The organism is Clostridium aromativorans (genome assembly GCF_020908015.1).
In the GTDB taxonomy this organism is placed as follows: Bacteria; Bacillota; Clostridia; order Clostridiales; family Clostridiaceae; genus Clostridium_B; species Clostridium_B aromativorans.
Window position 1 is genome coordinate 52,203 of the sequence record NZ_JAJJPB010000015.1, and the last position, 14,975, is coordinate 67,177.

The 14,975-nt window shown below is 37.5% G+C and carries 8 protein-coding genes and 2 other annotated features; all 8 genes read left to right on the forward strand.

All coding sequences use genetic code 11. From position 1 onward, the window contains the following. Positions 1 to 65 precede the first annotated feature (65 nt). The 8 genes from gltB to LN736_RS12000 all read left to right on the forward strand — a co-directional run bounded on the left by gltB (position 66) and on the right by LN736_RS12000 (position 14,922). The gene (gene gltB, locus LN736_RS11965) at positions 66 to 4,595 is read left to right on the forward strand and encodes a glutamate synthase large subunit (protein WP_229981604.1); all 4,530 of its coding nucleotides are present in this window, start codon (positions 66 to 68) and stop codon (positions 4,593 to 4,595) included. Positions 4,596 to 4,608: 13 nt separating this feature from the next. Beyond that, positions 4,609 to 6,045, forward strand: a complete 1,437-nt coding sequence (locus LN736_RS11970; protein WP_229981605.1) for a glutamate synthase subunit beta — start codon at positions 4,609 to 4,611, stop codon at positions 6,043 to 6,045. Positions 6,046 to 6,456: 411 nt separating this feature from the next. Continuing rightward, positions 6,457 to 6,655: a binding site (T-box leader), on the reverse strand. Positions 6,656 to 6,884: 229 nt separating this feature from the next. Then, positions 6,885 to 7,082, forward strand: a binding site (T-box leader). Positions 7,083 to 7,272: 190 nt separating this feature from the next. Further along, entirely contained in the window at positions 7,273 to 8,286 is a 1,014-nt protein-coding gene (gene ilvC, locus LN736_RS11975; protein ID WP_229981606.1) for a ketol-acid reductoisomerase, read from the forward strand. A 413-nt stretch (positions 8,287 to 8,699) separates the two neighbouring features. After that, on the forward strand, positions 8,700 to 10,358 hold the full coding sequence (ilvD, locus tag LN736_RS11980) for a dihydroxy-acid dehydratase (RefSeq protein ID WP_150355677.1): 1,659 nt from the start codon (positions 8,700 to 8,702) through the stop codon (positions 10,356 to 10,358). Positions 10,359 to 10,378: 20 nt separating this feature from the next. After that, on the forward strand, positions 10,379 to 11,311 hold the full coding sequence (locus tag LN736_RS11985) for a bile acid:sodium symporter family protein (protein WP_229981607.1): 933 nt from the start codon (positions 10,379 to 10,381) through the stop codon (positions 11,309 to 11,311). Positions 11,312 to 11,427: 116 nt separating this feature from the next. Further along, positions 11,428 to 13,041: a biosynthetic-type acetolactate synthase large subunit gene (gene ilvB, locus LN736_RS11990; RefSeq protein WP_150355676.1), complete on the forward strand. Its 1,614-nt coding sequence runs from the start codon at positions 11,428 to 11,430 to the stop codon at positions 13,039 to 13,041. A 16-nt stretch (positions 13,042 to 13,057) separates the two neighbouring features. Beyond that, positions 13,058 to 13,564 (forward strand): acetolactate synthase small subunit, encoded by a 507-nt coding sequence (gene ilvN, locus LN736_RS11995; protein ID WP_207707987.1) that lies wholly within the window; start codon positions 13,058 to 13,060, stop codon positions 13,562 to 13,564. 191 nt (positions 13,565 to 13,755) lie between these two features. Beyond that, positions 13,756 to 14,922: an iron-containing alcohol dehydrogenase gene (locus LN736_RS12000; protein WP_150355675.1), complete on the forward strand. Its 1,167-nt coding sequence runs from the start codon at positions 13,756 to 13,758 to the stop codon at positions 14,920 to 14,922. Positions 14,923 to 14,975 lie beyond the last annotated feature (53 nt).

Below are 14,975 nucleotides of genomic sequence, written 5' to 3' on the forward strand. Positions count from 1 at the left end.
CGTATTAGGAAGCCATCGGCTTAGCTGATGGTATTTATTAACAATTTTAAAGGGGGCATGGCATCATGAATTCTAGTAATGAATTTCCTTCAAAACAGGGCTTGTATGATCCTGATTTTGAGAAAGATTCTTGCGGAGTTGGATTTATAGCAAATGTAAAGGGTGAAAAAACTCACAGTATAGTAAAACGTGGTATTCAGATTTTAGTTAACTTGACTCATAGAGGAGCAGTTGGTTCTGATACAAAAACTGGAGATGGAGCAGGTATACTTGTCCAAATTCCAGATGAATTTTTTAGGATAAATTGTGATAATTTAGGTATTGAACTACCGCAGCCGGGAGAATATGCAGTGGGAATGGTATTTTTCCCTAAGGAGACAGCTCTAAGACTGCAGTGTGAGGGAATAATGGAAAGAGTTGCAGAAAGAGAAGGCCAGAGGGTTTTAGGATGGAGAGATGTACCTACAGACAATAGAAGTATAGGCGAAACTGCAAGGGGAACCGAGCCCATCATAAGGCAGATATTCATAGGAAAAAATGCAGAAAATCAAATTGAGTTTGAAAGAAAGCTGTATGTAATAAGAAAAGAGGTAGAAAATAAAGTAAAAGAGGTATTAAAGGAAGCTGCAAGAGTTTTTTATGTATGCAGTCTTTCCAGTAGGACGGTAGTATATAAAGGGCTGCTTTTGGCGGATCAGATAAAAAAATTTTATATTGATCTCAATGATATAAATTTTAAAAGTGCCATTGCACTGGTGCACCAGAGATACAGTACAAATACCTTTCCAACCTGGGATTTGGCCCAGCCTTTTAGGTATCTTGGTCATAATGGAGAAATAAATACCATAAGAGGAAATAGAAACTGGATGAGAGCCAGAGAAGGTGTGCTTAGATCCAGGACCTTTGGTAAAAATATCAAAAATCTTTTTCCAATAATAGATGCAGGCGGAAGTGATTCTGCTTCTCTTGACAATGTGCTGGAGCTTTTGTACCAGGATGGAAGATCTCTTCCACATGCGCTTATGCTTCTAATACCTGAAGCTTGGGAACAAAATTGCAGCAGTAAACAGTATAAAAGATCTTTTTATGAATATCATGGTTCTCTAATAGAACCCTGGGATGGACCTGCAGCTGTTTCATTTTCCGATGGTATTCAGGTAGGTGCTACTCTTGATAGAAATGGGTTGAGGCCTGCCAGATATGTAATAACCAAAACGGGATTTGTGGTACTTGCTTCAGAGGCTGGAGTGCTGGAATTTAAAAATGAAGATATTCTGGAAAAGGGAAAATTAAAGCCTGGTGAGATGTTTTTGGTGGATACAGCCAAAGGTAAAATTATAAAGGATGAAGAGTTAAAGGAAAATATATGTAAAGCAGAGCCTTATGAGAAAATATTGAACAAATTGAGATTTAATCTGGATATGTTTGATACTGTTGTGGAAAAAGAACAGATAACCCCGGAAGTATTAAAAGAGAAGCAACAGGCTTTTGGATATACTCTTGAGGATCTAAGGAGAATACTTATGCCCATGTCAGTTGAAGGCAGGGAACCGGTAGGCTCTATGGGAAATGACACGCCTCTGGCTGTGCTTTCAAATAAAAACCAGCTTCTTTTCTCTTATTTTAAGCAGCTTTTTGCCCAGGTGACGAATCCTCCTATAGATCCTATAAGAGAGAGACCGGTAATGTCTCTTCTGAACTATATAGGATCCCCTCAAGCCAACATACTAAATGGCGAGATTGCAAAAGATCCATTTATAGAGATTAAAAGTCCAGTTCTGACGGATGAGGAGATATCAAAGATAAAAAGCTTGAGAAATGAAGATTTTAAAACCACTACAGTTCCAATTACTTTTAAGTGTGATACGGGAATAGAGGGTTTTAAAGCAGCTCTTGATAAAATATGTGAAAGAGCCTCCAAGAGGATAAAGGAAGGATATAATATATTGGTATTGAGTGATAAAAATGTAGATTCATATGAAGCGGCAATTCCTAGTATTTTAGCGGTTTCTGCAGTACAGCATTACCTGATCAGGGAAAAGACCCGTACAAAAGTTTCAATTATTGTGGAAACGGGAGAAGCAAGAGAAACCATGCATTTTGCCCTTCTTGTAAGTTACGGGGCTTCAGCAGTAAATCCATACCTTGCATATCAAACTATAGATCAGATGGTGAGAGATGGAGATGTAACTGGGATAGATATGAATACGGCAAGAAAAAATTATATACAAGCTGTAAATCAGGGCATATTGAAGATACTTTCAAAAATGGGAATATCCTCTCTTCAGAGTTATCATGGAGCACAGATATTTGAAGCCATAGGCTTGAACTCGGAGTTTGTGGACAAATATTTTGAAGGCACACCTTCAAGAATAGGCGGAGTTGGAATTGATGTAATAGCCAGTGAGGTACTGTCAAGACATAAAAATGCTTTTAATAAGATAAGAAAACCTATTTCGCAGCTTGATGTAGGAGGAAATTATTCATGGAGAAAAGGGGGAGAATTTCATCTTTTCAATCCTGAAACCATATATAAACTTCAAGTTGCAGCCAGGACCAACAGTTATGATGTATATAAAAAGTATGCAAAAATTATAAATGAGCAGGACAAAAATCTGTGTACCATACGTGGACTGTTAAAATTTAAAAAAGGAAATAGTATTCCCCTGGAAGAGGTGGAGCCTGTAAGTGAAATACTTAAAAGATTTTGTACAGGAGCAATGTCCTTTGGATCCATAAGTAAAGAGGCCCATGAGACCATAGCTATAGCTATGAACAGAATAGGTGGGAGAAGTAATACTGGAGAGGGAGGTGAGGATCCACAAAGGTATAAACTGGATCCTAATGGAGATTCTAGAAGAAGTGCTATAAAGCAAGTAGCTTCAGCACGTTTTGGAGTTACTACAGAATATCTGGTAAATGCAGACGAGCTCCAAATAAAGATAGCACAAGGGGCGAAACCTGGTGAGGGCGGTCAACTTCCAGGAAAGAAAGTTGATAAGTATATTGCACGAACTAGACATTCTACTCCGGGAATAGATCTCATTTCACCGCCGCCCCATCATGATATTTATTCTATAGAAGATCTATCACAGCTCATATATGATTTGAAAAATGTAAATCCTGAGGCGAATATAAGCGTAAAATTGGTTTCTGAAGTTGGAGTGGGAACAATTGCGGCCGGAGTTGCAAAAGCTCATGCCGACTTAATACTAATTAGCGGTTATGATGGTGGAACGGGAGCAGCGCCGCTTTCATCTGTAAAACATGTTGGAATTCCCTGGGAACTTGGCCTATCTGAGACTCAGCAGGTACTTTTGCTGAATAATTTGAGAAGTAGAGTTAGGCTTCAAACTGACGGACAGTTAAAAACTGGTAGGGATGTAATAGTTGCAGCACTGCTTGGAGCTGAAGAATTTGGATTTGCAACTACAGTTCTTGTGACCATGGGGTGTGCTATGCTCAGGAAATGTCATTTAAATACCTGTGATATGGGTATAGCCACGCAGGATCCAGAGCTCAGAAAGCACTTTAGGGGTAAGCCTGAGTATATAATAAACTTTTTGACTTTTATTGCACGGGAAGTAAGAGAATATATGGCTGAACTTGGATTTAAAACCATGAACGAAATGATAGGAAGGGTAGATATGCTGGAGACAAAGGAAGCGGTCAATCGCTGGAAAGCCAAGGGACTGGATCTGTCGGCTATCTTGTATAAGCCATATATGCCGAAGAGAATTAAATCCTATTGTGTGATACCTCAGGATCATGGATTGGACGATGCATTGGATTATAAAATTATTCAGATGGCTGAAGGGGCCATAAATGATAAAATAAAAGTTTCCGCAACCATGGAAATAAAGAATGTAAATCGTGCTGTGGGATCTATGCTGAGTGGTATAATTGCTAAAAAATATGGAAGCCGCGGTCTGCCTGAAGATACAATTGTACTCAATTTTAAAGGATCCGCAGGACAGAGCTTTGGTGCCTTTGGAGTAAATGGACTTACTCTGATACTTGAAGGTGATGCCAATGATTACGTGGCCAAAGGGTTATCAGGAGGTAAAATAATCATTAAAACACCTAAAAAGTGCACTTTTGCAGCAGAGAAAAATATAATAGCCGGAAATACTATTTTATATGGAGCTACTTCTGGAAAAGCTTTTATAAATGGCAGCGTAGGGGAAAGATTTGCAGTGAGAAACAGTGGAGCTACGGCAGTAGTTGAAGGTGTAGGAGATCACTGCTGTGAATATATGACTGGCGGAACAGTAGTTATCATAGGTAAAACCGGCAAGAATTTTGCGGCTGGCATGAGCGGTGGTGTGGCTTATGTTTTGGATGAGCATGACTCCTTTTATGACAGGTGTAATTTACAGATGGTTGAAGTAGAAAAGATTTCAGATAAACAGGATATGGATACGATATATAAATTAGTACAAGAGCATTATGAATATACAGACAGTTTGAAGGCAAAAAATATATTGAATGAATGGGATGCCTATAAAAAGAAATTCAAAAGAATAATACCTGAAGCATACAGGTCCATATTGCAACAGACAAAAACAGAAGCAGTTGCTGCTTCTAATATGTAGAGGGGGCAGCATTATGGGAAAAATAACTGGTTTTAAAGAATATAAGAGAGAAAATCCTGAAGAACGTGCTATAGAGGAAAGAATTAAAGATTATAGGGAAGTATACTACAGATTGTCTGAAGATAAGCTCAGGATTCAAGCGGCCAGGTGTATGAACTGTGGGACTCCTTTTTGTAACTGGGGCTGTCCTACTGAAAATATAATCCCGGATTGGAACGATTTCGTGTATAGAAATAACTGGAAAAAAGCTTTTGAAAGGCTCACTCTCACAAATAGCTTTCCTGAATTTACAGGGAGGGTATGTCCAGCTATCTGTGAGGGTGCCTGCACTCTTGGGGTAAATAGGGAACCGGTGTCCATAAAGGAAATAGAATTGAATATAATAGAGAAAGCTTTTGAAGAGGGGTGGATAAAACCCAATCTTCCAAAAGTAAGAACTGGAAAAAAGGTGGCTATAATAGGCTCGGGCCCTTCAGGACTTTCAGCAGCGTCAGAACTCAATTCAGTGGGACACTCAGTTACTGTATTTGAGAGAGAAGATGAGATAGGAGGGCTCTTAAGATATGGAATTCCTGATTTTAAACTTGAAAAACACATATTGGATAGAAGAATAAATATAATGAAAGAGGAGGGCATAGATTTTAGAACAAGTGTTTATGCAGGCAGAGGAAAGTATTCTGCTGATAAATTGATTGAGAATTTTGATGCAGTAGTTCTAACGGGAGGCTCTACTGTTCCAAGGGATCTTAAAATTCAAGGAAGAGAACTCAAGGGAATACATTTTGCAGTGGATTTTCTGAAACAGCAGAATAAAAGAGTTGCAGGCAAGAAATTAATTGAAGATGAGATAAATGCAAAGGGAAAAATTGTAGTTGTCATAGGCGGAGGAGATACAGGTTCCGACTGCATAGGCACTTCCATAAGACAGGGTGCCAAAGCTGTTTACCAGTATGAGCTGATGCCAAGGCAGCCATTGGTAAGAGATGAAACCATGCCCTGGCCTACTTTTCCCAAAACTCTCAAAGTCACAACATCCCACGAGGAAGGCTGTATAAGAAAATGGTGCATAAGCACAGAGAGATTTGAAGGCAAAGATGGGTGGGTGAAATCTCTTCAGGGGATAAAAGTTAAATGGAAGAAAGAAAATGGCAGGATGAAGATGACAAGTATATCCGGTACGCAGTTTAATCAAAAAGTTGACTTGGTTCTTCTGGCCATGGGTTTTATCCATCCCCAACATGAAGGATTGCTAGATGATATTGGTGTAGAATTTGATGCAAGAGGAAACGTGAAGACAGATCAAAATTATATGACCAGCAAAAAAGGAATATTTGCTGCCGGAGATATGAGACGCGGTCAGTCACTGGTAGTTTGGGCCTTAAAAGATGGAAGAAAGGTAGCACGGCAGGTTGATCGTTACCTTATGGATGAGACATCTTTAAGGGGATAATGACGGATATAAATCTAATAATTGTATATTTAAAAGATTAAAATAAATGCAACAAAAATCACTTAAAAAGTTCTGGATAACTCAGACTTTTTAAGTGATAAATAAAAAACTTATTTTAGTAAATTTACAAAAATAATACAACACTAAATAAAAAAGTATATGTTAAAAGATAGCATGATTTTAGATATAGCAAATTTTCAACTGTCAGCGAAAATCACCATTATCTGTTTACTGCCAATTGCAAATTGTACATTGAATAGACAATGATAGCCTGCAGGTAAAATGAAAAATACAGGAATATATAAATATTCAATTGGTTTTAATTATATACACTGATAATTTTGAATAAAATAATTGATTAAATAGATGATTAGTATAAAAATATGGTATAAAAAAAGCAGACAATCTTCCTTATGGAGCGAAAGTCTACCGCGGTACCACCCAAATTATTACTCATACGTCTAACGGCTGTGCCGGCATAGCTTACTTTATACAAATTTCAGCATGCAACTCAGGAGTGATTTTCAGCAACTTTAGCTTCTGGGTTCTCACCAAATCCCCATTCTCTTAAAGCATATTTTTGCCTACTCTTCTCCGTCAAGGTTTTTTATATTTATTGCATATACTATACTATAAAAAAATAGGCATGTCAACAGCTAGTTCTAAAATAAAAAATTTATTTTTTGTATATAATGTAGGAAAAAATAATGCTGAAAAAAAATAAAATTTTTGCAAAAAAACTCTTGACATTCTGAGAATGAAGGATTATTATCGTCACATACACTAAATTTTGATTAAGTAAATTGTTAAAAAGATTTGTATTTTGTATAATATAGAGTATAAAGACAATGATGAGGAAGAGTAAATAGGGAATATTTTTTAGAGAGTGAGATTTTGGTGGGAACTCATAAATACAACTATTGAAGGTAGCCTTTAAGTTGTGAGCTGAACTTTGAGTAGGCTTTACCGGTAATACCGTTATTATTCTGAGTAAAAATTTTGGGTGGTACCGCGTGACCAAACTTCTCGCCCCAAGGAGAGAATGTTGGTCATTTTTTTATACAAAATTTTAGGGTTTCTGTTTTTGATTTAGCTATATGTTTGAATTAAAGCAAAGAGTAGAGGTATGCCAAAATTAATAGTCATAAAATTTGCAATAGTCATAATTTTTGCTTAATTAAATAAGGGGAAACGGCAAAAATAAAATTATCTGGGAGGAAAAATATTATGGAAAAATTAAAAGTTTATTATGATGAGGATGCTAATCTGGATCTTTTAAAAGGAAAAAAGATAGCTGTTTTAGGTTTTGGAAGTCAGGGACATGCACAGGCTTTAAATTTAAAGGACAGCGGTCTTGATGTGATAGTTGGATTGTATAAGGGCAGTAAATCCTGGAAAAAAGCTGAGAATTATGGATTCAAGGTATATGAAACAGCTGAAGCTGTTAAACAGGCTGACATTGTAGCAGTCCTCATTCCGGATGAAAAACAAAAACAGGTCTATGAGGAAAGCATAAAAGATAATTTGTCGGAAGGAAATGCACTTTTCTTTGCTCATGGATTCAACATCCACTTTAACCAGATAGTTCCACCTAAGAATGTGGACGTACTTATGATTGCACCTAAGGGACCAGGACATATAGTTAGAAGAGAATATACACTGGGTGCTGGAGTTCCATGTCTCTATGCAGTATATCAGGATTTTACAGGAAAAGGAAAAGATATTGCACTGGCTTATGGCAAAGGAATTGGAGGAACAAGGGCAGGTGTCATGACCACTACATTTAGAGTAGAGACAGAGACAGACTTATTTGGAGAACAAGTAGTACTTTGTGGAGGAATTGTTGAACTTATAAAGGCAGGTTTTGATACCCTTACAGAGGCAGGATATGCTCCGGAAAATGCATATTTTGAATGCATGCATGAGATGAAGATGATAGTTGATCTGATGTACGAAGGTGGAATAAATAAAATGAGGTATTCCATCAGTGATACTGCAGAATATGGAGATTATAAAATTGGCAAGAGAATAATAAATGAAAATACAAGGGCTGAGATGAAAAAAGTTCTTGGAGAAATCCAGGATGGAACATTTGCGAGAGACTGGCTGCTTGAAAATCAAACAGGAAGACCAAAGTTTACTGCAAGAAGAAGGCTGGAGCAAAATTCCACCATCGAAAAAGTTGGCAAACAACTCAGATCTATGATGCCTTGGATAAATGAAAATCCGGATAATGAATAATTTGATGTAAATATGGTATTTGGGGGCTGTCACTGTCTATTCTCTATTTTGGAGAAGCTGGGGAGCTTTGACAGATGTCAGCTTTCGTATAAGGTGATTCTTAGGTTTGGTAAAGTTTTTTATATAGAATGATTTTACATACCAAACCATAGAAGAACCAATACAGGAGCGTAGCAGTGCTTACTGACTCCAAAATTTGAAAAAGCTGGAGGCTGTTAGCAATGGTAGCTTTCGTATAAATAAAAAGGGGCTTTTAAATAATATAGGTACGTGAGGTAAGAAATAAGCAGTATAAGGCTTCACAGAGAGCGGGACAGAGGTGAGAACCTGCAGGCCTAAACTGTTTATATAATATAGTGGATTTTAATATAGGAGATAGTTCGGTAATATGAGTTTGAGGAGGAATTTTCAAAATGAGAAGCGATTTAGCAAAAAAGGGAATCAAAGGTGCACCGGCTAGGGCACTTATGTATGGAATGGGATTTACAAAGGAGGAAATTGAAAAGCCTTTAATTGGAATAGTAAATTCACAAAACGAAGTTGTTGCAGGACATATGCACCTGGATGAAATAGCGAGAGCAGCTAAGCTGGGGGTGGCCATGGCCGGTGGAACATCTATGGAATTTCCTGCAATTGCAGTTTGCGATGGAATAGCCATGGGACATATAGGTATGAAGTATTCACTTCCGTCAAGAGAACTTATAGCGGATTCAATTGAAGCAATGGCACTGGCTCACGAATTTGACGGACTTGTTTTAATACCAAATTGTGACAAGATAGTCCCTGGAATGCTGATGGCAGCTGCAAGACTCAATATACCGGCTGTTGTGGTAAGCGGAGGACCTATGAGAGCAGGCAGATTGAATGACAGAACACTGGATTTCAGTACATGTATAGAGCAGGTAGGGGCCTGCAGTGACGGTAAAATAACAGAAGAGCAGCTGGAGGAAGAGGTTAAAAGATCATGTCCAGGGTGCGGATGCTGTTCCGGACTATTTACGGCAAACAGCATGAATTGTCTTACCGAAGTTCTTGGAATGGGGCTTCCTATGAATGGAACTGCACTTGCCCAGACCGGGGAGAGAAATCAGCTGGCAAAATATGCAGGTATGTACGTTATGGATTGCGTGAAGAATGACAGAAAGCCAAGAGACATAATGACTTTAAGCGCATTTAAGAATGCCATAACTGTGGATATGGCTATGGCAGGTTCAACCAATACGGTTCTTCATCTTCCGGCAATTGCACATGAAGCAGGTATTACACTTGATTTGGATTTGTTCCATGAAATAAGTAAAAAAACTCCCTGTCTCACAAAATTAAGTCCAAGCGGGAAGCATCATATGGAGGATCTGCATATGGCAGGCGGAATAGAAGCCATTATGAATGAACTTTCAAAAAAAGATCTGATAAATGAAGATGCATTGACTATCACGGGAAAAACCGTAGGTGAAAATATAAGAAATTATAGGGTACTTGATTATGAGGTCATAAAACATATAAATGAGCCTTACAGCAGTGAAGGTGGAATAGCAATATTAAGGGGAAATCTTGCACCTGATGGGGCAGTAGTTAAAAAATCTGCAGTAGCACCGGAGATGCTGGTACATGAAGGACCTGCAAGAGTATACAATTCAGAAGAGGAGGCGGTAAAGGCCATTTTCGGAAATGAAATAAACAGAGGGGATGTAATTGTAATAAGGTATGAGGGACCTAAAGGAGGGCCTGGAATGAGGGAAATGCTTTCACCTACTTCTGCAATAGCAGGCATGGGACTTGACAAGGATGTGGCCCTTATCACAGATGGAAGATTTTCAGGAGCCACAAGAGGAGCATCTATCGGACATATATCTCCAGAGGCCATGGAAGGCGGACTGATAGGTCTTGTAGAAGAAGGGGACACCATATTTATAGATATCACAAACAAAAAGATAGAATTGAAAGTGAATTCTGCAGAAATTGAGAAGAGAAAGAAGAAGTATGTAAAACCTGAGCCCAAAATAAAAACAGGATATTTGTCCAGATATGCAAAGTTAGTAACTTCTGCTAATACCGGGGCGATACTCAAATAGACGTGGAAGGAGAAAATTAGTTGATTAAAAAAATAAGTACCATTTGCAATAAATATTTTGCACTTTTAGTTATAATAATTGCCATAATAGCTTTGATGAGGCCTAATACATTTTTATGGGTGGTCCCCAGAGTGTCACTCTTGCTTGGAATCATAATGTTTGGAATGGGAATGACTCTAAAGAAAGAAGATTTTAAAGAAGTTTTCACAAGACCCAAGGATGTACTGGTGGGTATCATAGCACACTACATTATAATGCCGGCTGTAGCTTATGCATTGTGTGTATTTTTAAAATTACCAAAGGATATTGCAATTGGTGTAATACTTGTAGGGTGCTGCCCAAGCGGTACTGCATCCAATGTAATGTGTTTTATAGCAAAAGGTGATTTGGCACTTTCGGTGTGTATAAGTTCCATATCCACAATTTTAGCTCCTATTTTTACACCGGCTCTTATATTGTTATTGGCAGGAAAATGGGTTGACATACCTGCTGCGGCACTGTTTGTTGATATTTCCAAAATAGTGATACTGCCTATTGTTCTTGGAGTTGTCTTCAATAAGGTTGCAGGCAAAACGGCTTCCAGAGTGGTAAATGTATTACCTATTGTCTCGGTGATAGCCATAGTTTTAATAGTTGGCGGAGTTGTAGGAGCAAATTCCAAAAAGCTTATTACTACTGCTGCAATTGCCATAGGAGCTGTTGTACTTCACAACTTGTTTGGTTTCTTGTTTGGATATCTGGCTGCCAAGGCAATGAAAATGGATTATGCAAAAAGAAAGGCAGTTTCATTCGAGGTTGGAATGCAGAATTCGGCTTTAGGTGTTTCACTTGCCATGAACTTTTTTTCTCCTGTGTCAGCCATACCGGCGGCAATATTCAGTGTATGGCACAATATTTCAGGTCCCACTCTGGCGAGTTACTGGGCCAGTAAATTCAAAAAAGTGGATAAATAGGTTCTGCAATTTTGGTTATGCACAATAGGCAAATATTTTTACTTATTGTGCATAAAAAATATATTGAACTTTCTTATAAAGGGAAGAAAACAGAAAATATACGAGGAGATATAGATATGAAAGTTGCTGAAGCAATCATCCAATGTTTAAAAAAAGAAAATGTGAAGGTGGTATTTGGGTATCCAGGTGCTACGGTTATTCCCATGTATGAGGCTTTGAGAAAATCAGATATTGAACATGTACTTGTAAGGCAGGAGCAGGCGGCAGGTCATGCAGCCAGTGGATATGCCAGGGCTACCGGAAAAATCGGAGTTTGTATTGTAACGTCAGGGCCAGGTGCTTCAAATATTATTACAGGCATTGCTGCTGCTTACATGGATTCGATTCCAATGGTTATTATTACAGGACAGGTAAAATCTACATTGATTGGGAGGGATGTTTTTCAGGAATTGGATATTACAGGGGCTACTGAGTCCTTTACAAAATATAATTTTCTTGTGAAAAAGTCGGAGTATATACCTAAAATTATAAAAGAGTCATTTTATATAGCTCAAACCGGAAGAAATGGTCCGGTACTTATAGACATACCTGTAGACATAATGGATGAAGATATTGATGATTTTCAATATCCAAAAACCGTGAATATAAGGGGGTACAAACCAACTATAGAAGGACATCCTGGACAGATAAAAAAAATAGTGAGTAGAATTAAAATCAGTAAAAGCCCTCTCATATGTGTGGGTGGAGGTGTTATTCTTTCTGAAGGTGAAAGGCAATTGAGAGAATTTATAGAAAAATCCCATATACCTGTTGTTCATACACTAATGGGAAAGGGCGCGATGAATGAGGAAAGTGATTACTATATAGGTATGATAGGAACCCATGGTTTTGATTATGCCAATAGGGCCGTAGATAATGCAGATGTTTTAATACTCATTGGAACTAGAGCCTCAGATAGAACGACTTGCGGCATAAGTCAATTTGCAAAAAAAGCAGATATAATTCATATAGATATTGATCCTGCTGAAATAGGTAAAAATTTAAATGTAAACATTCCAGTAGTAGGAGATATAAAAAATATTTTAGAGAAATTATCTGAAAGAATATGCCCTTTAGATACAACACAGTGGATGTGCAAAATAAGAGGATGGGAAAAAAGTATGCAGTCCCAAAGGAGGGGCACGGAGAAGGTAAATCCCAGATATGTTCTTGACAATGTATCTCAAGTATTGGAAAAGGATGCAATTTTAACTGCAGATGTAGGACAGAATCAAATTTGGTGTGCACGTAATTTTAAAATTATAGGCAAAAGAAAATTTCTCACTTCTGGAGGCCTTGGCACCATGGGCTACTCTATCCCGTCGGCTATTGGGGCAAAAATAGGATGCCCTAATAAAGAAGTGGTAGCCTTTGTTGGTGATGGTGGTTTCCAGATGAGTATGTTTGAGCTTGGTACTATTTTGGAAAGAAAGATAAATATAATTATAGTGCTTTTCAATAATTCAGGACTTGGATTGGTTAGGGAAATTCAAAGGAATAACTGCCTTAAAGAGTTTGAAGTTAATTTTAAATACAACCCGGATTTTATTAAACTGGTGGAATCCTATGGATTGCCAGCGAAAAGAGTAAGAAATGATGATGAATTTAAAGAAGCTTTTCAGGAAGCATTGCATTCAGACAGGGCTTTTTTAATAGAATGTATGGTGGATCCAGGTGAAAGTACATTTTAGAAGGGAGTTGAGCAGCATAAAAAGATATGTACTGTCAGTATTAGTGGAAAATCATTCTGGGGTCTTGAGTAAAATAGCTGGACTCTTCAGCAGAAGAGGGTACAACATACACAGCCTTACTGTAGGGGTTACAGGAGACCCTAAAATATCAAGGATGACTATTGTCTCATTGGGGAATGATCATATATTTGAACAGATAAGCAAGCAATTAAACAAATTGATTGAAGTTATAAAAGTAATAGATCTGACGGATACCCAAGCTGTTTACAGGGAATTGTGTCTGGTGAAGGTATCTGTGGATTCAAACAGTAAATTAATTGTTATGGAAATTGTAAATGCTTTTCGAAGTAACGTAGTGGATATGGATGAAAAAAGCCTTACAATTGAAACAACTGGTGATGAAAAAAAGATATCTGCTTTTATTGATATTATGAAGTCATATGGAATTAAGGAAATTGTACGTACAGGACTTACGGCTATTTATAGGGGAAGTAGATTGGAAAATGATGTAAAAGTGATATAAAATCGAACACTGTTCAAAAAAAAGACGCCGTTTAAGACGTAATATGATAGAAAAATGAACACAAAATTTAAAGGGGTAGGAATGTACAGAAAAACCGGGTGTTAATTTTTGGCATATATATTGCTGTATGATATACTGTATGTATTGTTTTTTAAAACATATAGTATTAATAAATTGGAGGAATTAAAATTATGGAAAGATTTACGCTGCCAAGGGATATTTATTTTGGCAAAAATTCATTAGAGCATTTAAAGGATTTAGATGCTAAAAAAGCTGTAGTGGTTGTAGGCGGGGGATCTATGAAAAGATTTGGTTTTTTAGGCAGGATAGAATCTTATTTAAAGGAAGCAAATATACAGGTTAAGCTTATTGAAGGAGTAGAACCGGATCCATCCGTTGATACTGTCATGAAGGGTGCCAGGATCATGAGTGAATATAAACCGGATTGCATAATAGCAGTAGGTGGAGGATCACCTATTGATGCTGCTAAAGCCATGTGGATATTTTATGAATACCCTGATTTTACCTTTGAAGAAGCAGTGGTTCCTTTCGGGATTCCTAAATTAAGGCAAAAAGCAAAATTTGTAGCCATACCATCTACCAGCGGAACAGCAACTGAAGTAACTTCATTTTCAGTTATAACAGATTATAAGACCAAAATAAAATACCCTATGGCTGATTTCAATTTAACCCCGGATGTGGCAATAATTGATCCCGAACTTGCGGAGACCATGCCTAAAAAACTTACGGCATATACTGGAATGGATGCATTGACCCATGCAATAGAAGCTTATGTAGCAAGCTTGCATTCTGATTTTTCAGATCCGCTTGCACTTCATGCTATAGAGATGATTAACAAATACTTATTGAAATCCTATAAAGGAAATATGGAAGCAAGAGGGCATATGCACATAGCTCAATGTCTGGCAGGAATGGCATTTTCAAATGCACTTCTGGGAATAACACACAGTATGGCGCATAAAACCGGTGCAGTTTTTCATATACCACATGGGTGTGCCAATGCTATATTTTTACCCTATGTAATAGATTTTAATAAGGGTGCTTGTCCAGAGAGATATGCAGATATAGCTAGAGTTCTTAAACTTAAAGGAGAAAATGACAATGAACTGATAGATTCATTAACGGCAATGATTCGAAATATGAACAGGAATATGAATATTCCTCTCACATTGAAGGATTACGGAATTAGTGAGAGTGATTTCAAGGAAAATCTTGATTTTATATCTCACAATGCAATGGAAGATGCCTGTACTGGGGCTAATCCTGCAAAGGTAACCGAAGATGAAATGAAAAAACTTTTCCAATATATATATGATGGGAAAAAAGTAGATTTTTAATATTCAGTTTTAGAGCAGCGGATATATATTTAGCCGCTGCCCTTTGCCGTAAA